Annotated in this window: 16 protein-coding genes and 1 rRNA gene; 9 read left to right on the top strand and 8 right to left on the bottom strand. The window is 62.0% G+C overall.

The genetic code is table 11. The annotated features are described in order from the left end of the window. The first annotated feature begins 100 nt into the window (after positions 1 to 100). From QYE47_RS02225 to QYE47_RS02205, 5 genes are all read left to right on the top strand, one after another. Positions 101 to 415, top strand: coding sequence for a helix-turn-helix domain-containing protein (locus QYE47_RS02225; protein ID WP_003250216.1), 315 nt, complete (start codon positions 101 to 103; stop codon positions 413 to 415). 227 nt (positions 416 to 642) lie between these two features. Beyond that, entirely contained in the window at positions 643 to 1,953 is a 1,311-nt protein-coding gene (locus tag QYE47_RS02220; RefSeq protein WP_012053078.1) for a C4-dicarboxylate transporter DctA, read from the top strand. A gap of 43 nt (positions 1,954 to 1,996) precedes the next feature. Further along, the gene (locus tag QYE47_RS02215) at positions 1,997 to 2,695 is read left to right on the top strand and encodes a FadR/GntR family transcriptional regulator (RefSeq protein ID WP_019438686.1); all 699 of its coding nucleotides are present in this window, start codon (positions 1,997 to 1,999) and stop codon (positions 2,693 to 2,695) included. Between the two features lie 16 nt (positions 2,696 to 2,711). After that, positions 2,712 to 3,380 (top strand): GntR family transcriptional regulator, encoded by a 669-nt coding sequence (locus QYE47_RS02210; RefSeq protein ID WP_014591693.1) that lies wholly within the window; start codon positions 2,712 to 2,714, stop codon positions 3,378 to 3,380. A 152-nt stretch (positions 3,381 to 3,532) separates the two neighbouring features. After that, the gene (locus QYE47_RS02205; RefSeq protein WP_019438687.1) at positions 3,533 to 4,582 is read left to right on the top strand and encodes a hypothetical protein; all 1,050 of its coding nucleotides are present in this window, start codon (positions 3,533 to 3,535) and stop codon (positions 4,580 to 4,582) included. Positions 4,583 to 4,621: 39 nt separating this feature from the next. Here the strand turns inward: QYE47_RS02205 and QYE47_RS02200 are convergent, their stop codons facing one another. Then, complete coding sequence (locus QYE47_RS02200; RefSeq protein ID WP_014591695.1) at positions 4,622 to 5,050, bottom strand: PACE efflux transporter; 429 nt, start codon at positions 5,048 to 5,050, stop codon at positions 4,622 to 4,624. A gap of 101 nt (positions 5,051 to 5,151) precedes the next feature. Here QYE47_RS02200 and QYE47_RS02195 point away from each other — a divergent pair, with 101 nt between their 5' ends. Next, entirely contained in the window at positions 5,152 to 6,030 is an 879-nt protein-coding gene (locus QYE47_RS02195) for a LysR family transcriptional regulator (RefSeq protein ID WP_014591696.1), read from the top strand. Between the two features lie 142 nt (positions 6,031 to 6,172). Further along, a complete protein-coding gene (mcpA, locus tag QYE47_RS02190; RefSeq protein WP_019438688.1) occupies positions 6,173 to 8,059 on the top strand; it encodes a methyl-accepting chemotaxis protein McpA in 1,887 nt (628 codons plus the stop codon). Positions 8,060 to 8,112: 53 nt separating this feature from the next. On the opposite strand, the gene QYE47_RS02185 is transcribed toward mcpA, so the two are convergent. The 3 genes from QYE47_RS02185 to QYE47_RS02175 form a co-directional block, all read right to left on the bottom strand. Next, complete coding sequence (locus QYE47_RS02185; RefSeq protein WP_019438689.1) at positions 8,113 to 9,177, bottom strand: membrane protein; 1,065 nt, start codon at positions 9,175 to 9,177, stop codon at positions 8,113 to 8,115. 112 nt (positions 9,178 to 9,289) lie between these two features. After that, positions 9,290 to 9,667 carry a RidA family protein gene (locus QYE47_RS02180; RefSeq protein WP_014591699.1) on the bottom strand — a complete coding sequence of 126 codons (378 nt, stop codon included), beginning with the start codon at positions 9,665 to 9,667 and terminating at the stop codon, positions 9,290 to 9,292. Positions 9,668 to 9,679: 12 nt separating this feature from the next. After that, on the bottom strand, positions 9,680 to 10,816 hold the full coding sequence (locus tag QYE47_RS02175) for an FAD-binding oxidoreductase (RefSeq protein ID WP_014591700.1): 1,137 nt from the start codon (positions 10,814 to 10,816) through the stop codon (positions 9,680 to 9,682). Positions 10,817 to 10,931: 115 nt separating this feature from the next. Between QYE47_RS02175 and QYE47_RS02170 the strand changes: the two genes are divergently transcribed. Then, a complete protein-coding gene (locus tag QYE47_RS02170) occupies positions 10,932 to 11,525 on the top strand; it encodes a helix-turn-helix domain-containing protein (RefSeq protein WP_012053085.1) in 594 nt (197 codons plus the stop codon). A 124-nt stretch (positions 11,526 to 11,649) separates the two neighbouring features. After that, on the top strand, positions 11,650 to 12,435 hold the full coding sequence (locus QYE47_RS02165; protein WP_014591701.1) for a sulfite exporter TauE/SafE family protein: 786 nt from the start codon (positions 11,650 to 11,652) through the stop codon (positions 12,433 to 12,435). A gap of 3 nt (positions 12,436 to 12,438) precedes the next feature. On the opposite strand, the gene QYE47_RS02160 is transcribed toward QYE47_RS02165, so the two are convergent. The 4 genes from QYE47_RS02160 to rrf form a co-directional block, all read right to left on the bottom strand. Beyond that, positions 12,439 to 12,978, bottom strand: a complete 540-nt coding sequence (locus tag QYE47_RS02160; RefSeq protein WP_070384137.1) for a histidine phosphatase family protein — start codon at positions 12,976 to 12,978, stop codon at positions 12,439 to 12,441. Between the two features lie 126 nt (positions 12,979 to 13,104). Next, positions 13,105 to 15,339: a TonB-dependent siderophore receptor gene (locus QYE47_RS02155; protein WP_070384138.1), complete on the bottom strand. Its 2,235-nt coding sequence runs from the start codon at positions 15,337 to 15,339 to the stop codon at positions 13,105 to 13,107. Between the two features lie 363 nt (positions 15,340 to 15,702). Beyond that, positions 15,703 to 17,511: an ABC transporter ATP-binding protein/permease gene (locus QYE47_RS02150; protein ID WP_070384139.1), complete on the bottom strand. Its 1,809-nt coding sequence runs from the start codon at positions 17,509 to 17,511 to the stop codon at positions 15,703 to 15,705. Positions 17,512 to 17,883: 372 nt separating this feature from the next. Continuing rightward, a 5S ribosomal RNA gene (gene rrf, locus QYE47_RS02145) occupies positions 17,884 to 17,999 on the bottom strand. Positions 18,000 to 18,155 lie beyond the last annotated feature (156 nt).

Genomic DNA, 18,155 nt, shown 5'->3' with positions numbered 1-18,155 from the left:
ACGAAATTCATCACATAAATAAAACAAAGGTGATCGATCATGGCGTTGCGCCACATTGATAGATATCGTTAAGTTCTTGATTCTAAATGGGAATTAAGCGATGACGAGATCAGCTTTGGGTATCGCCCTGCGCCGCTACCGTAAGCTGGCGGGCCTGACCCAGGCACAACTGGCCGAACGAACCGGCTTCGACCCCAAGACCATCAGCCGTTTCGAAACCAGCACCTACACCCCCAGCATTGATGCAATCATGGCTTTTGCCCAGGTGCTGGGCGTCAAGCCCAAGGACTTCTTCGCTGAACCGGACGACGAAGAGGAGCAGCGCGCCTACTTGTTCGGTGTCATCCACAACGCCCCGCCCAAAGATCTTGGCAAGCTGATTGCAGCGGTGGACCAGGCACTGGCCAAGCCCTGAGCTATTTCACGCGCCCCCTTTCACGGCACGCACCGAACTAGAGCATGGCAGGCCGGATTGCCCCACAACTGGTCAGACCGGTAAGGCCAAAAAACCTTGCAATCAGGTATTTTTCGCGCTTTTATGGCCTCGCGCTGAACAAACCGGTAAGACCACAATAATTAAGTCCTGCGCTCTTTCGCCCCGTGCGGCTACCGAAGCAAGGACACCGATCAGAGACTCCTCCCATGCTCAAATGGTGCTCGCGTTCGATTTTCCTGCAAGTCGTACTCGGCCTTGCCCTCGGCATCGCCTGCGGTCTGAGCTTCCCCGACCTCTCCCTGCAACTCAAACCCCTTGGCGACGGCTTCATCAAGCTGATCAAGATGCTCATCGGCCTGATCGTGTTCTGCGTGGTGGTCAGCGGCATTTCGGGTGCGGGTGACCTGAAAAAGGTCGGGCGCATCGGCCTGAAGTCAGTGATCTACTTCGAAGTGCTGACTACCCTGGCGCTGGTGATCGGCCTGGTGTTCGCCTTCACCAGTGGCATTGGCAGCGGTGCCAATATTCACCTGGATCAACTGTCCGCCGCCGATGCCAACGGCTTGGCCGAGCGCGGCCAGCACATCCATGGCGCCACGGCGTTCTTCATGGACCTGATCCCCACCTCGGTGATCGGTGCCTTCGCCGACAACAACATTCTTCAGGTGCTGCTGTTCTCGGTGCTGTTCGGCAGCGCGCTGAACCTGGTAGGTGACTCGGCCGCCGGCATTTCGCGACTGATCAACGAACTGAGCCATGTGATCTTCCGCATCATGGGCATGATCGTGCGCCTGGCGCCGATCGGCGTGTTCGGTGCCATCGCCTTCACCACCAGCAAGTACGGCCTGGCGTCGCTGCAGCACCTGGGCGGGCTGGTGGCGCTGTTCTACCTGACCTGTGCCGGCTTCGTGCTGATCGTGCTGGGCACCGTCATGCGCCTGTCGGGCCTGAAACTGCTGCCGTTGATCAAGTACCTGCGTGAAGAGCTGACCATCGTCCTGGGCACCGCCTCTTCCGACGCCGTGCTGCCACAGATCATGCGCAAGCTTGAGCACCTGGGCATCGGCAGTTCCACGGTTGGTCTGGTGATCCCTACCGGCTACTCGTTCAACCTCGATGGTTTTTCCATCTACCTCACCCTGGCGATCGTGTTCATCGCCAACGCCACCGGCACGCCACTGGAAATGACCGACCTGCTGACCATCCTGCTGGTGTCGTTGGTGACTTCCAAGGGGGCTCACGGCATCCCAGGCTCGGCACTGGTGATTCTTGCCGCCACCCTGACTGCGGTACCGGCGATCCCTGTGGTTGGCCTGGTACTGGTGCTGGCGGTGGACTGGTTCATGGGTATCGGCCGGGCGTTGACCAACCTGATCGGCAACTGCGTGGCCACCGTGGCCATTGCCCGTTGGGAGAAGGACATTGACCTGGAGCGTGCGCAGAACGTACTCGACGGCAAGCCTGGCTTTGCCCCCACGCCACGCAAGCAACCCAACGCCCATCAACAGGAATTCTGAGCGAACGTGGCCGGCATGACGCCGGCCCTTCCAGGAGCGAACCGTGATCAGCTCATCAACCGTCGTCAACTCAGTGGTGGAAAAACTCCGCCAGGCCCTGGCCCGCGGCCAATGGCGCACCGGCGACATGTTGCCAGGCCAGCGCGAACTGGCCGAACAACTGGGCATCAGCCGCCCCAGCCTGCGCGAAGCGGTAACCGTGCTGGAAACACTGGGCCTGGTGCGCTCGTTACCCGGCAAGGGCGTATTGGTGCTGGATGCCGATGCCCAGGCTTCGGGCATGGAAACCAGCACTGCGGCCAGCTTGGCCGACGTGCTGGAACTGCGCTACACACTGGAACCGTTCATCGTCGGCCTGGTGGCGCAGTCGGCCAACAGCCAGGACATCGGCCAGTTGCGCCTGACCCTGATGGACATGCGCGAAGCGCTGGAGGCCAATGACAGCGAGGCCGGGGTCAAAGCCTACATCGCCTTCCATGAGGCGCTGTTCGCCCTGACCACCAACCCGATTTTCCAGAGCGTGGTGCAGCAGACCGGCAATGCCCTGAAGCAAAGCGCCGACATGCTGCGCAACTCGCCAGAGCACCTGGCCGCGCGGCTGAAGGAGAACGAAGCGGTGGTGCGCGCCATTCGCGAACGCAGCAGCGCCCAGGCCAGTGCCCAGATGCGTCAGCACATCGTGGCCGAAGGGCTGCGCATGGGCATCGCGCTGAATATCCCGGACGAACATCCGCATCCATGACCTCAGGAGAGTGCCCATGAACGCCGCCCCCCACTTGCCTGCCCTGCTCGCGGCTGGCGAAACCCGCCTGTCGGCCGAGCAGATTTATCCGCGGCTGTTCGACGCCATTCTCGAACAGCGCCTGCCGCCGGGCAGTCTGTTGCCCGAACAGGCGCTGGGCCATGCCTTTGGTGTCAGCCGCACGGTGATCCGCCGCGTGCTGGGGCGCCTGTCCGACCAGCAGGTAGTGGTACAGCGCCCCAGCCACACCGCACATCTGGCTGCACCCGACCCAGACCAGGCACGTCAGGTGCTCAGTGCCCGGCGTCTGGCCGAAACCACGCTGATCACTCTGGCCGCGCAACGCGCCCGGCCGGCGCAGGTACGCCAGCTACGGCAACTGGTGGAGCGCGAGCGCCAGCACCATGAGAGTGGCGAACGCTGCGCAGCGATCCGCCTGGGCGGCGAGTTCCACCTGAAACTGGCCCAGGTGGCGGCCAATGCACCACTGGCGCGATTTCTCAATGGGCTGGTGCCGATGACCTCGCTGATCATCGCACGCTACGAATCGCCGTGCTGCGATCACTGTGCGTGGGAAGAGCATGCGGCAATCATCGATGCCGTGGAGCAAGGTGATGCCGAAGCGGCGCTGGGGTTGATGCACAGGCACCTTGACCGTCTGGAAGAAAAGCTGGACCTGGAATAACCCGTCCAGACTGACGCGATCGCTCCCCCGTAGCACGCGCTCAAGCAACCATTTGCATCTGTGCTGACGCGGGCGATGGGCTGCACAGCAGCCCCAATAACCCCACCCTATACTTCGAGAACCACCCCAGCCTCTACCAGGGAGGCGGTCGCGTGAGTTCTCGAGCCCTCCTGTTGCTCTGCCTTCTGCTGGCCCTCGGCGGTTGTGCCAGCAAGCGCCCCCCTGCCCCGCCGCCGCCCACAATACTCACTCCCGCGGCCTGGCAACGCATCGACCAGGAACTGATAGAAGCTTCGACCGGTGCCGCCGGCTCAGCCAACGACTATGCCCGGCGCTCCATGCGGGTGTGGAAGGAGCAGGTGCAGCAACGCACCGAAAGCGACTTCATCCCCTGGTTCACGGGTTACTGGACCCAGCAGTGGCTGACCCTCAAGGTGGCCTGGTACAAGCTCGACAGTGGCGAGGGTCGGGAACCGGCAGAAAAACGCCTGGCCCTGTACCTGCAGGAGCAGTATCACGCGCGGGTGATCGAGCCGGTAGCCGAGCAGATCAACCCCGAAGGCATCCGCGACCGCGCCTGCGAACTGTACCTGCAACTGCTCGGCCAGCAACTGCCGGCCATCATCAGCCGTTACAACGCGCCGCCCGAGCAGTTCAGCCAGCGTCTCAACCGTATCCCCGCCATCGCCCTGGGGCCACCGGATGCGCGCAATGCCAGCCTGTATCAGCTGCTGCGGGCCAAGTCACTGGACCAGCAGCCGGCCTGGCAAGCCATGCGCCAGCACTTGCATCAACAGGCCAGCAAAGGCCCTGGCAGGACCGATGTCGGGCTCAACTCGGTGGCCACCCAGGCCAGCGAAAAGCTTGGCGCCACCCTGGCCCCACGCGGTATCGCCAGTGCCGTGGCATCGGCAGTGGGCAAGGTGGCAGGGGCGATGATTTCGATTGCTGCAGCCGGTTACGGGATGATGACCCATGACCGTGACCACCCGCAGATGGTCGAACAACTGCGGGTGATCCTGAACGTGGCGTTGAACCAGGAGTGGCAGGAGTTGATGGAGAACCGCCAGAGCGGGGCCATGGCGGGGGTCTATTACCTGTCGGGGCAGGTTGAGGACAGCTTGCTGGCCAGTGTGCCGCGGCCGGTGGAGCAGCAGGTCGAGCAGCAGCAGGCGCCTTTGATCATTCGCCTACCACCTTAATGGCGGCCTGTGCCGGCTCCTTCGCTGCGCCAGGCTGTATCAAGCGGTGGCCAAGGCAGAACGTGGCAGGCCAAACACGCGATCAAACGCCCAGTTGTAGGCAAAGGTGTAGCACGGCACCAGGATAATGAATGCCATATCCACCAGCAGCGCCTCCAGCAATGTCATGTCCAGCCACCAGGCAATCAGCGGAATCAAGTAAACCACCAAGGTCAACTGGAAGCCGATGGCATGCACCACCCGCCGCGCCACGCTGCGTCCCCGCTTGGCCTGGCGGCTCTCCCAGTACTCGAACAGGGTGTTGTAGATCAGGTTCCAGAGCATGGCGATGGTGGTGATCATCACCGCCAGCGGCCCGGTATGCGACGCCTGCGTATCTGACAGGTAGGCCAGCCCGAGGGTCGACATGCACAGCCCGATCAGTTCATAGAAAGTCACGTAGACCAGCTTGCGTTTCAATCCCTGCACCCAGGTTTCCTCCAAAGACAAAAAGCGACGGGGGCGATCATGCTTCAACGCACTTGACAGCAAAAGTCAGCAGCTGTCAGATCAACTGACAGGAGGCTGCCATGAATTTTTCCAGCGACAACATCCAGCTGTTTCTGGCCGTGCTCGACCACGGTTCGTTTTCTTCCGCAGCGCGCGCCCTCAAGCGGGTGCCTTCAGCCGTGAGCATGGCCATTGGCAACCTTGAAGCAGAACTTGGCTACAGCCTGTTCGAACGCGGCCCGCGTGAAGTTCGCCCAACCGCACAGGCCTTGGCCCTGAAGCCACACGCCAGGCTGATTGCCGAACAACTGGGGCTGCTGCAGGTTCATGCCCTGGAGTTGTCCCAAGGGCTGGAGAGCAGCCTGACCCTGGCCGTGGTACCCGACATCGATCACCGCCCGCTGCTGGCGGCCATCGCCAACCTAGGTAAGCGCCACCCCTTGCTGGACATTGCCCTGCTCAGCGCCCCGCAGGAAGAAGCCCTGCACTTGCTGGACAGTGGCCGTGCCGACCTCTGCGTAGCCTTTGCCGGCCTGCAGGTCGATGCCCGCCGCGGCTTCCAGCACATTGGCATGGAGTCGCTGGTGGCCACCCTGTCGCCGGCCCACCCGGCCTTGCGTGAGGGGCGTATCCACGACCTCGAGGACCTGACCCGGGTGCGTCAGATTCTGGTGCGCAGCCGCGACCTGCCACTGGCTGACCCTCGCCCGCTGATCGGCGCCACACACTGGTCCACCGACAGCTTCGATCTGGCTTTGCAAATGGTGGAAGCTGGCTTGGGCTGGGGCGATCTGCCGTTGACGCGGGTCGCGCCGCTGCTGGCCAGCGGGCGTCTGGTGCGCCTGGAATTCCGCAATACACGCAACGAATTGCAACTGCCCGTGCATATCCTGTGGCGCAAACAACAGCCGCTGCAGCAGGCCGCACGCCTGCTGATCGAGCAGCTGGCTGACCCGTGACTGCCGTCCGTCGAAACGCCTGTAAGAATTTTCTCTAAGCACTTCAATCTTTTACCCCTCAAGCCGATATCTCGGTCGATAGGCCCCGCATCGCGTCATGAGCGCGCTGCGCCCTCCCCTCATTGGCTCAAGGTCTCGAAACATGAACCTGAAATTTCGCCACAAGATCCTGCTCAGCGCCTGCGGCGTCGTGGTCCTGGCATTTGCCCTGTTCACGCTCTACAACGACTACCTGCAACGCAATACCATCCGCCAGAATATCGAAGCCTCGGTGCAGCAGTCCGGTGCACTGACCGCCAGCAGTGTGCAGAACTGGATGAGCGGGCGCATTCTGGTGCTGGAGAACCTGGCCCAGGACATCGGCCAGCAAGGCGCCGGCGACACCTTGGCAGGGCTGATCGAGCAGCCGTCCTACACGCGTAATTTCCTGTTCACCTACCTGGGCCAGGCCAACGGCGAATTCACCCAGCGCCCGGATGCCCAGATGCCCGCCGGTTACGACCCGCGCCAGCGCCCTTGGTATGGCGCCGCCGCCAGCGCCGGGCAGACCGTGCTGACCGCCCCGTACCAAGGGGCAGTCGGTGGACTGATGGTGACCATCGCCACGCCGGTGAAGAGCAAGCGCAATGGCGAACTGATCGGTGTGGTCGGCGGTGACGTGACCCTCGACACCCTCGTCGAGATCATCAACTCGGTCGACTTCGGCGGCATCGGTCACGCCTTCCTGGCCGACGCCAATGGCCAGGTGATCGTCAGCCCGAACAAAGACCAGGTGATGAAGAACCTCAAGGACATCTACCCAGGCAGCAACCTGCGGGTTGCCGCCGGCATGCAGGATGTCACCCTCGACGGCCAGGATCGCATCATCTCGTTCGCCCCGGTGGCCGGCCTGCCTTCGGCACAGTGGTACATCGGGCTGTCGATCGACAGGGACAAGGCCTATGCCGCGCTCAGCCAGTTCCGCACCTCGGCGATCATTGCCATGCTGATTGCCGTGGCCGCCATCGCCGGCCTGCTCGGCCTGCTGATTCCGGTGCTGATGAGCCCGCTGACCACCATGGGCCGCGCCATGCGCGACATTGCCGAGGGTGAAGGTGACCTTACCCGCCGCCTGGCCGTGCAGAACAAGGACGAGTTCGGCGAACTGGCTACCTCGTTCAACCGCTTTGTCGAACGTATCCATGCCTCGATCAGCGAAGTGTCCTCGGCCACCCGCCTGGTGCATGACCTTTCGGAAAAAGTGGTCAGCGCGTCCAATGCGTCGATCATCGGGTCTGAAGAACAGAGCATGCGCACCAACAGCGTCGCTGCGGCCATCAACGAACTGGGCGCCGCCACCCAGGAAATCGCCCGCAACGCCGCAGATGCTTCGCAACATGCCAGCGGTGCCAGTGAACAGGCGCACGGTGGCCGTGAAGTGGTTGAAGAAGCCATCAACGCCATGACTGCCCTGTCGCAACGGATCAGCGAGTCGTGCGCGCAGATCGAAACGCTCAACGCCAGCACCGACGAAATCGGCAAGATCCTCGACGTGATCAAGGGCATTTCCCAGCAGACCAACCTGCTGGCACTGAACGCCGCCATCGAAGCGGCCCGTGCCGGTGAAGCTGGCCGTGGCTTTGCCGTGGTGGCCGACGAGGTGCGCAACCTGGCGCACCGTACCCAGGAGTCGGCGGAAGAAATCCACCGCATGATCACCAGCCTGCAGGTGGGCTCGCGCGAAGCGGTGCACACCATGAACACCAGCCAGGTTTCCAGCGAACAGACCGTGCAGGTGGCCAACCAGGCCGGCGAACGCCTGGCCAGCGTGACCCAGCGCATTGGCGAAATCGATGGCATGAACCAGTCGGTGGCGACAGCGACCGAAGAACAGACTGCCGTGGTCGAGAGCCTCAACCTGGACATCACCCAGATCAACGCCCTGAACCAGCAAGGGGTGGAGAACCTCAACGAGACCCTGCGCCATTGCGACCAGCTGGCCCAGCAGGCTGGACGTTTGAAGCAGTTGGTGGGCAGCTTCAGGATTTAAACGCCGGGTTCAGGCGGCGACGGCCTATGCCTGTTGTCGCCTGTACCAGTCCCTTATGCAGCCACCGCCTTCGCAGCCCTGCCCCGCCGTACCCAGGCCAGCAATACCGCCGTCATCAGCACAAAGCCCAGGTAACCGAAGAACGGGTACACCTCACCCACCAGGCTGATGAACCCCACCAGGCTACAGCCGAACGCCACCACCCCGGTCACCACCGAGCCCCAGCGAAACTTCGTCGTGCCCGCCGGCAACAGCCGCGAGAGGAAGGAAAACAGCGTGCCCACCGCGGTGTTGACGATCATGCCGAAGATGATCAGGCACATCACCAGCCCCAGCAGTGGTGACACTTCGTTGGCAATCGACAGCATCGGCATCGGCTGGTCGGCCACACTGTCCAGGCGCGACAGCAGCCCGGTACTCATCACCAGCATCAGGCCGCCTAGCGCTGCACCACCGAGCAGGCCTCCCCACACCGCGGTTTTCTCGCCCTTGGCCGAACCGCCCAGAATAGCCAGGATCGGCGCACCCGCGACGATGTTATACGACACATACAAGAACGCCCCCAGCAGCCAATGGCGGGTGCCGGCCTGTTGCTGGCTGGCCACCTGATCGAGCGCAGCAAAGCTCTGCTCGCGGGTGATCACGGCATACAGCGCTATCGCCGAAGCCACCAGGATCAGCAAGGGGGTGATGGCGCCAATTGCAAGAATCATCTTGCGCACGTCCAGGCACACGATACCGACCACCACCAGCGTCACCAGCACGCTGCCGGTCAGGGCCGGGATGCCAAACTGCTGCTCCAGCAATGCACCACCACCGGCCAGCATGACCACGGTGACGGCGAACATGAAAAAGGTGATCAACCAGTCGACGAACATGCCCAGGTGACGGCCGCAGATGGCCAGGATCACATCCTTGTGCGAGGTGGCCTGCTGGCGATTGCCCAGCCCCGCCAACGCCATGCCGAGGAAGGTGAACAGGGCGGCGCTGACCAACGCGCCAGCCAAGCCCCACACGCCGAAATCGACAAAGAACAACAACAGTTCCCGCCCTGAAGCGAACCCCGCCCCCACGATCACGCCGACAAATGCGCCGGCAATCTTCAGCTGCTCTTGCATGTGAACCTCTGGATTTATTGTTGTTTTGTCATCGCCGTCGCATACATGTCGTAGGGGCGGCCTTGCAGCCCATCGCGACACAAGGTCGCCTCTACACGGGCTCTTTGCCCTGTCAGGCGTCGCCGACGAACGCCTGCACTTCGATCTCCACATCCACGCCCAGGGCCAACGCCGAGGCCACGGTGGAACGCACCGGTAGCGCCGCGCCGAAGAACGCCTTGTACACCTCGTTGAAGCCGGCGAAATGGCGCATGTCCGACAGCCAGACCGTGACCTTCACCACCTGATCGAAGCGCGCGCCACAGGCCGCCAGGCTTTCGGCGATACGCTCGCAGGCAGCACGGGTCTGGGCCTGGATATCACCGCGCACCACTTCGCCACCGGCGCTCATCGGCACCTGCCCGGAGAGGAACAGAAAGCCACCGGCCTTCACCGCGCGGGAAAACGGGAACGGCAAGCTGCTGGGGAAACGCTCAATGTCATTGCTCATGGGATGCTCCTTTCAGGGTTGCTGGAAACGGGCCGGGGACAGGCGCTCGGGCGCCACGCCCTGGCTGACAAGGCTGGCACACAACGGCTGGCCCAGTAACACGTCGGCGGCCAGGCGCGAGGCGCCCGCTGCCGACTGGATGCCATAGCCACCCTGGGCCGCCAGCCAGAAAAACGCGGGTGCATGCGCATCGAAGCCGATCACCAGGTCGCCGTCGGCAACGAACGAACGCAGCCCGGCCCAGGTGTGGCTAGGGCGGCGGATCGCCAAGGTGGTCATGGCTTCAATGTTGTAAATACCCAAGGCCACGTCGAACTCCTCGGGCGCGGCATCCTGTGGCTCAACCGGGTCGGCATTGGCTGGCGACCCCAACAGTTGGCCGGCATCAGGCTTGAAGTAGAAGCTTTCATCGACGCCAATCACCGCAGGCCAACGAGTAAAGTCCTGCTCTGCCGGACCAGGGAAGGTGAAGGCGCTACGACGGCACGGTTGCAAACCGATGCGCGCCACCCCGCACTGCTCGGCCACACGGTCCGCCCAGGCACCTGCAGCATTGACCAGACATCGGGCCTGCAGGCGGCTGCCATCAGCCAACTCCACCTGCCATACGTCGTCCAGGTACCAGGCCTGGATCAGCTCGGCGTTGCAGCGCAGTTCACCGCCGGCGGTGCGATAACCACGCAAGAAGCCTTGGTGCAAGGCATGTACGTCAAGGTCCATTGCACCTGGCTCAAGCACGGCGCCGGCCAGGGTTTCGCCACGCAGGCTGGGTATCAGTGCCAAGGCTGCATCCCGGTCAAGCAGGCTGACTTCTGTGCCATTGGCCAGGTTCTGCGCGTAAGTTTGCTCAAGCAGTTCCCGCTGCTCCAGGCTGGCCACATACAGACAGCCTCGCGGCTCCAGCAGCGGGTGCTCGCAGAAGCCCTGCGGTGGCGATTCGTAGAAGGCCCGGCTGGCGCGGGTCAGTGCCTGGATCTGTGGGGTGCCGTAAGCCTCCATGAACATGGCCGCCGAACGCCCGGTGGAATGGTAGCCAGGCTGCGATTCACGCTCGACCAGCAGCACACGCTGCTGGCCGGCCAGGCGGTAGCCCAGCGAGGCGCCGGCGATGCCAGCACCGATGATCAGGGTGTCGTAGGTCGGGGTCATGCACGCTCCTGCCAGGCTAATTATCATTTATGAGAATTCTAATATATGAGAATTTAGAAATACGCAAGGGTCCAAGGTAAGATGCCCGACCAACGCCGCATGCCGAGATCCCTGAATGCCTTCAGCTCTACCCCAGCTTGACCGTGCAGTAGTGGGCCAGCGCCTGCGCCAGGTGCGCAAGGCGCGCCAGATGACCCTCAAGCAATTGTCCGAAGCCAGTGGCGTGCCGCTGTCCACGTTGTCGAAGATGGAACTGGCGCAGGTGTCGGTCAGCTATGAAAAACTGGCCGCTGCTGCGCGGGCGCTGAATGTCGATATTGCCCAGCTGTTCCGCGCCAGCGGCACGGTCAGCGCCCCGGTGCCGGTGACCGTGGTGGTCGACTCACTGCCCGCAGCGGCGGGTTATTCGACCGGCACCTACGACTATTATCCGATTGCCGGGGATTTCCCCGCACGACGCATGACACCGGCCTATGCCCGCATCATTGCCCGGGAACGCGGCCAGTTCGACGATTTTATCCGCCACCCCGGGCAAGAGTTCGCGCTGGTGCTGAGCGGGCGCGTGCGCATCGAGTTCGAGACCGGCGAAGCGGTCAGCATCGGGCCGCAGGAGACTGCGTATTTCGACAGCCAGGTGGGGCACATCTACCTGTCGGAAAGTGATGACGGTGGTGATGCCCATGTCATGGTGGTGATGACTGATCGTTGATCGGTCGCCCCCGCCAAGGCAAGCCTGGTTATAACCTAATAACGAACAAGTCTATTTGGCTATAAAAAAATCTATATGCTGACTGGCATCCGATAACGGGCAAAGTTGGGCAGTCGAGTAGCGTATGGATGTAGGTTCTTTCGGTTTCACCATTGCTGGCCTGGTCGTGGGCTTCATCGTCGGTATGACCGGCGTCGGTGGCGGCTCGCTGATGACCCCGATCCTTTTGTGGTTTGGCATCCACCCGGCGACCGCTGTCGGCACCGACCTGCTGTATGCAGCGATCACCAAGGCCAGTGGCGTGTGGGTGCATGCGCGCAACAAGAACATCGACTGGAAAATCACCGGCCTGCTCAGCCTGGGCAGCGTGCCCGCAGCGGCGCTGACCCTGTGGTTCCTCAGCACCCTGCACGCCGATACCTCGGCGCTCAACGCCATCATCAAGCAAGGCCTGGCGGTGGTGCTGATCCTGACCGCCCTGGCCATCCTGTTCAAATCGCGCCTGCAGGCCTTCGCCAGCCGCCATGCCGGTGATCACTACCACCTCAGCGACCGCAGCCTGAACATCCTCACAGTGCTGACCGGCGTTGTGCTTGGAATAATGGTCACCCTCACCTCCATCGGTGCTGGCGCCCTGGGTACGGTAGCGCTGTTCCTGCTGTACCCGTTCCTGGTCACCCGTCGCCTGGTCGGTACCGAAATTGCCCACGCCGTGCCACTGACCTTGGTAGCGGGCCTGGGCCACGCGGGCATGGGCAACATGGATTGGTCGCTGCTGGGCTACCTGCTGCTGGGCTCGCTGCCAGGCATCTACCTGGGTAGCCACCTCACCGGGCGGATCTCCGACCGCGTGCTGCGCCCTTGCCTGGCAGCCATGCTGCTGATGATCGGTTACAAGCTGGCGTTCTGAGCCTTAGCCCAGGCGCAACCGCCACTGCCCGGTAAAGCTCAGTTGCAGACGTGACAGCGGCAGCACGTCGATTCGCTGCCCGGCACTCATCGGACACCCAAGTACCTGTACCAGCATGGCGCGCATGACCATCGGGTGGGTCACTGCCAGCCAGTCACCCGGCCTGTCGAAGGCCGCCAGCCAGGCGGCCAGGCGCTGGCATAACGCAGCGAACGACTCGCCACCATGCACGGCACTGGCCGGATCCTGCAGCCATTCGGCCAGCGCCTGCGGTTGCTCGGCTTGTAGCTGCTTCAACGACACACCCTGCCAACGCCCAAGGTCGCAATCGGCCAATCCCGGATCGACCTGTACAGCCCCCGTTAACCACGCCGCCGTCTCACAGGCCCGCCGCTCTGGCGCACTCAGCAGTTGCACGCCTGAACGGTCGCCGTCTGACTGTCGGGCTAGCGGCAGGATGCCATCATCCGTATTGTGCAGGCGCCCGTTCTTCTGGGCCTGGGTCAAGGCATGGCAGATCAGGGTCAGGCGGATGGCTTTCACCAGGCATTTCTCGCAGCGGGCTGGGGTGCATGGTTTAGCATGCTGCGAGACGTTTGGCTGCAACAATGTCGTCGGCCATGCGCGACCCGATTGACCCGCGATTGGGCCGCATCGCGGCACTTTGGATCAGAAGTTGATATTCAGCGCAGCAAACACAGCCCTGCCCGGCTGGTTATACGTGTTTGCCCCCGAGCTGCTGGCGTTGCCGCCGCGCAGGATCTGCTTGTCGAAGACGTTGTTCACGCCTACCCGCACGTCGTAGTTGGCATTGAAACTGTACCCGGCGCTCACGTCCACCAGGCCATAGGCCTCGACGTCCTGCTGGGCGATCTTGTCGTAGTCCTGCTGGGTGCGGTAGTTGTAGGTCGGCGATTTTTGCTTGCCGAAGTAAGTACCCGCTACCTGGAATGACAGCTGCTCGGTGGCGCGCCAGTCGAGGCTGGTGTTGACGGTGTATTCCGGGATCACCGACAGCGGCTCGCCCGTTTCGCGATCATCGTTGTCGAGCATCCAGGTCAGGTTGGTGTTCCAGTCCAGGGTCGGGGCCAACTCGATGAAGAAGTTGCCTTCGACACCTTCCACCCGCGCCTTTCCGGCGTTGTCCCACTGAGTCACGCGGCTGCCGGTACCAATGGTGTAAAGCACATCGGTATCACCGATGATCTTGTTCTTGTAGTCGTTGCGGAAGTAGGTGGCACTGGTGCGCCAGGTACCCCGGTCGTACAGCAGGCCGATTTCCTTGTTGACGCTGATCTCGGGCTTGAGGTCGGCGTTGCCCTGCAGGTAGCAGCCGCCATTGTTGGTCTGTTGCACGCTGCAGCCATTACCGCGGCTGTACAGCAGGTAGTTGGGGTTGGACTGGTACAGGTTCGGAACCTTGTAGGCACGGGCGATACCACCTTTTACCGACAGCACTTCGGTGAGCTTGTGCGACAGGTTCAGGCTGGGGCTGAAGTTGTCACCGAAGGTTTCGTGGTGGTCGAAACGCAGGCCCGGCGTAATGGTGGTGTCGCCAGCGATGATGTTGTCTTCTACAAACAGCGCATAACTGCGTGCGGTCACCTTCGAGCTGCTGCGATCGAAGCCGACAAGGCTGTCATTGTTGGTGGGGTCGGAGCTTTGCGGGCGCAACGAACCTTGGTCGTTGAGGGTTTCGTACAGGTACTCGCCGCCCAAGGTAAGCACATGTTCTGTGCTGCCCATGGCGAACGGCAGGTTCACCTCACTGCTCAGGCGTGTGTTGCGCAAACGTGACATGGCTCCACCTTCGTTGCTTGGGGCACCTTCGGTGCGGCCAGCCAAGCCCTCGTTAAGCCGCCAATTGCGTACGTATTCGTAGGCCAGCGTGGTCTTGCTGGTACCCCAGGTGAAATCACCGAGGTGGGTCAGGTCATAAGTACTGCGCTGCATCACGTTGGTTTCGTGGCCGTAGAGGCTGGAGACGAAGTCGACGTCTCCGCCGCCATTGCTGTTCATGGTGTCGCCAGCAAAAATGTTGCCCTGACGGCTGTAGCCGGCACTGGCTTCCAAGCGGTGCTCGTCGTTCAGTTTCCAGCTCAGCAGGCCGTTGACGTCCTTGTTGCGAACGCCTTCCCGCCCGGCTACCAGGGCGCTGGTGGCATGCCCGGCGTTGATGTCCAGATCGTCGGCGTCAGTCTTTGCCAGGCCACCGTACAGGCGGAAACCCAGGTTATCGGTCAGGCCGCCACCGAGGTTGAAGTTGGCTCGGCGGCTGGCGCCCTCTGCGCTGTCTTCAGGCAGCTGCGTGTACAGGCTGACGCTGCCTTTCAGCTCGTCGGAAGGGCGCTTGGTGATGATGTTGACCACCCCGCCCATGGCGCCGGAGCCATAGCGTGCGGCGGCAGGGCCACGCAAGATCTCGATGCGCTCGACGGCTTCGGCCGGCACCCAGTTGGTTTCACCCCGAGTATCACGGTCACCGTTCCAGCCATAGCGCACGGCGTTGCGCGCGCTGGATGGCTTGCCGTCGATGAGGATCAAGGTGTTTTCAGGGCCCATGCCGCGCAGGTCGATCTGCCGGTTGTTTCCGCGTGCCCCACTGGCACTGTTGCCGGTCAGGTTAACCCCGGGCTCGCGGCGGATGATGTCGGACAGGTCATTGGCCGGCGGGTGGCGCTTGATGTCCTCGGCCGTGATGATCGACGTGCCCAGGGCCTGTCGCGCCTCGCGCTCGGCAGTGATCAGGGTGTCCTGGATCACCAGAGCGTTGTCGGCGACGGGCACTTCCAGGACCTCACCCGCACGCCGCTCCTCGGACTCTGCCGCTGTCGCCAGCATGGACGGCGACGCCAGCGCAACGAACGCCAGGGCCAGGCTGTTGGGTGAAGTTCTGCACTGCATGGGTACATCTCCTGCGATTCATGAGCGAAAAGGCACATCCCTGTAGGAAACCGGGAGCCCTCGCCCACCGGCCCCGCACTCAGTTTGGCGGCCAACAGGGTTGGTAAATATAGAGAGTCGCAAATGCGAGTAAATCTTATTTACGAAGTTTACATGTTTGTAACTGAACTTTGCTGAACCTGCTGACCGGTGCGGGGCTTGCCGGCCCTCCCTTGCAGGACTGATGCTGCTGCGCTGAACCTGGCTAGCCCTGCGATTGAGGCGTTAGAGGGGTTCGGGGCGCCAAGGATGCCGGCAATACACGGAGGAAAGGGGCCGAGATGATCGCGATGCTCGCTGTGGCGATCTCACCCCCAAGCCGAACTAGGCCAGCGCAGCCTCCTGCTCCAGCAACGACCAACCGCCATGCCCATCCACCTCAAGCCGGTGGGTATGAAACGCCGCCAGCGTGCTGCGGTGGCCGACACTGACCAGCAATGCACTCGGCATTTCTGAACGCAGCAACGCATACAGGGCATGTTCGAGCCCTTCATCCATCGCCGAGGTGGACTCATCGAGAAACACCACCTGAGGCCGGTTGTACAGCACCCGGGCGAAAGCCAGGCGTTGCTGCTCGCCCACCGAGAGGATGTGTGACCAGTCGCAGCTGACGTCCAGACGCTCGGCCAGGTGGGCCAAGTTGACCTGGCGCAATGCCTGCTGCATGAGCAGTTCATCCTTGGGGTTGCTGGCTGCCGGGTAGGCAATTACGGTACGCAAGTCACCTAGCGGCAGGTAAGGGCGTTGCGACAGGAACAGTGCCTGATGGCCCGTTGGCCGCCTGACCTTGCCTTCGGCATACGGCCAAAGGCCCGCCAGGGCACGCAGTAGCGTGGTTTTACCACTGCCTGACGGCCCTTTGATCAACAACGCCTGACCGGCGTGCAAGCTCAGGTCCAGGTCGGCGATAAGGGCATGTCCGTCCGGGCGCAGCACCTGCAGGCCCGCGATCTGCAGCGCATGCGCCTGGTCTTCGGTCGTGACGCGCGGCAACGCACTTGCCTGCTGGTTGGCATCGAGAAAGCCGGTGAGACGGTCAAGGGTCGCGCGGTACTGCGCGAACGCATCGTACGACTCACGGAAGAACGACAGAGAATCCTGCACCTGCCCAAAGGCCTGGGAAGTTTGCATGACGTCGCCCAGCTTGATTGCCCCACTGAAGAAGCGCGGAGCCTGAAGAATGAACGGAAACACAACAGCAACCTGACTGACACCCAAGTTGAAGCCACTGAACTTCAGGTTCCGGTACACCAATGCCCAGGCATTCACGATCAAGGCAGCAAAACGGCCGAGCAACGTGCCCCGCTCGACTTGCGCACCTTGGTAGAAGGCAATGTTCTCGGCGTTCTCACGCAGGCGCATCAACGCGTAACGGAAGTTGGCGGTGAGTTTCTCGTTGAGGAAGTTAAGCCGGATCAGTGGGCGCCCGAGGCGGAAGGCGACCCAGGTGGCGATGATGACATACAGGTAAACGGCAAATACCATCGCCCGGGGGATCTCCACGCCGGCCACCGTCAATGGTGCTGACAGCCCCCAGAGGATGCCGGTGAACGCCACCAGTGAAACCAGCGCACTGACTGCACCCAAGGCAAGGCTGACTGAGTTGGTGACGAAAGCGTTAACGTCCAGTTCGATACGCTGGTCAGGGTTGTCCACTGGCTCGGCAAGGAACTGGCCACGGTAATAGGCATCGCCCTGCATCCAGTCGTGGGTCAGGCGCTCGGTCAGCCAGACCCGCCACTTGATACTGAATGCCTGGCTGACATAGAAGGTGAACAGCGAGCGCAGCACATGGATGGTGGCCAGCACCGCGAAGACCCCGAGCAGGTACCAGAACGCCGCCTGGTCAAGGCCCTGCAAGGCGCTGTAGAAGCCGTTGTACCAAAACGAAAACAGCACGTTCAGGCGAACCGAAAACAGCGTCAGGACCAGCAGCAGGGCAAACACCAGCAACGGCCGCCAACTGCGCCTGAAACTGAAATAGGGCCCGGCAAGCTGCCAGAACTGGCTGCCCCAGCGTGTAAAACGCACGGCCAGAGTTGCGGCTGCAGTGAAGCTGACAAGGGTGATGAACGAGGCGACTGCCAGCCAGCTTAGGCTCTCTTGCAAGGCCTGATGCCAGTTCATTTCCATGGTAAGTATCCGTGCTGAGTATTTCCGCGAGCGTAGCATTACGCTGTCATTCGTCAGGTATAAATGACGCACATTTCATGATTTGTAAGAGCGGGTTTACCTGCGAATGGGCCGGGCCTGCTGGCCAATTTCCACCGCCGTTCACCGTTGCCGCCGCCACCGTATTCGCGGGTAAACCCGCTCCTACACAGATCGGTGGTAAACACACATCGATGGTTGGACACAGCCCGTCGTAGGAGCGGGTTTACCCGCGAACACCGGCAACGCCGGTGCCATCTCCGCTCCCACAGGGATTCAAGCAAGCCCAGGCTTTTTTGCCCACAAAGACAAAACCCCTACCTGCATACGCAGATAGGGGTTTTGCGAAATGAATCTTGACGATGACCTACTCTCACATGGGGAAACCCCACACTACCATCGGCGATGCATCGTTTCACTACTGAGTTCGGGATGGGATCAGGTGGTTCCAATGCTCTATGGTCGTCAAGAAATTCTGTTGCCAGAATGTCCAGATGGACAGCCCAGCGAATCCGGATATGTGATATTTGCGAAGCTCTTGTGTAAAGCACGAATTTTCGGGTCTTTCGTCTTCACCACCGCAATCTGCGTCAGCAAATTGCTTGGGTGTTATATGGTCAAGCCTC

Origin of the sequence: Pseudomonas sp. 2,4-D (genome assembly GCF_030418155.1) — a bacterium.
Classification (GTDB): domain Bacteria; phylum Pseudomonadota; class Gammaproteobacteria; order Pseudomonadales; family Pseudomonadaceae; genus Aquipseudomonas; species Aquipseudomonas alloputida.
Note: the sequence above shows the minus strand (reverse complement) of the source record. Positions and strands in the feature narration are given on the sequence as shown.

What these genes read in the sequence shown, in the direction of transcription:
- QYE47_RS02225 (WP_003250216.1), top strand. Translation starts at nt 101, where the DNA reads ATGACGAGATCAGCTTTGGGTATCGCCCTGCGCCGCTACCGTAAGCTG.
- QYE47_RS02220 (WP_012053078.1), top strand. Translation starts at nt 643, where the DNA reads ATGCTCAAATGGTGCTCGCGTTCGATTTTCCTGCAAGTCGTACTCGGC.
- QYE47_RS02210 (WP_014591693.1), top strand. Translation starts at nt 2,712, where the DNA reads ATGAACGCCGCCCCCCACTTGCCTGCCCTGCTCGCGGCTGGCGAAACC.
- QYE47_RS02195 (WP_014591696.1), top strand. Translation starts at nt 5,152, where the DNA reads ATGAATTTTTCCAGCGACAACATCCAGCTGTTTCTGGCCGTGCTCGAC.
- mcpA (WP_019438688.1), top strand. Translation starts at nt 6,173, where the DNA reads ATGAACCTGAAATTTCGCCACAAGATCCTGCTCAGCGCCTGCGGCGTC.
- QYE47_RS02185 (WP_019438689.1), bottom strand. Translation starts at nt 9,177, where the DNA reads ATGCAAGAGCAGCTGAAGATTGCCGGCGCATTTGTCGGCGTGATCGTG.
- QYE47_RS02180 (WP_014591699.1), bottom strand. Translation starts at nt 9,667, where the DNA reads ATGAGCAATGACATTGAGCGTTTCCCCAGCAGCTTGCCGTTCCCGTTT.
- QYE47_RS02175 (WP_014591700.1), bottom strand. Translation starts at nt 10,816, where the DNA reads ATGACCCCGACCTACGACACCCTGATCATCGGTGCTGGCATCGCCGGC.
- QYE47_RS02170 (WP_012053085.1), top strand. Translation starts at nt 10,932, where the DNA reads ATGCCTTCAGCTCTACCCCAGCTTGACCGTGCAGTAGTGGGCCAGCGC.
- QYE47_RS02165 (WP_014591701.1), top strand. Translation starts at nt 11,650, where the DNA reads ATGGATGTAGGTTCTTTCGGTTTCACCATTGCTGGCCTGGTCGTGGGC.
- QYE47_RS02155 (WP_070384138.1), bottom strand. Translation starts at nt 15,339, where the DNA reads ATGCAGTGCAGAACTTCACCCAACAGCCTGGCCCTGGCGTTCGTTGCG.
- QYE47_RS02150 (WP_070384139.1), bottom strand. Translation starts at nt 17,511, where the DNA reads ATGGAAATGAACTGGCATCAGGCCTTGCAAGAGAGCCTAAGCTGGCTG.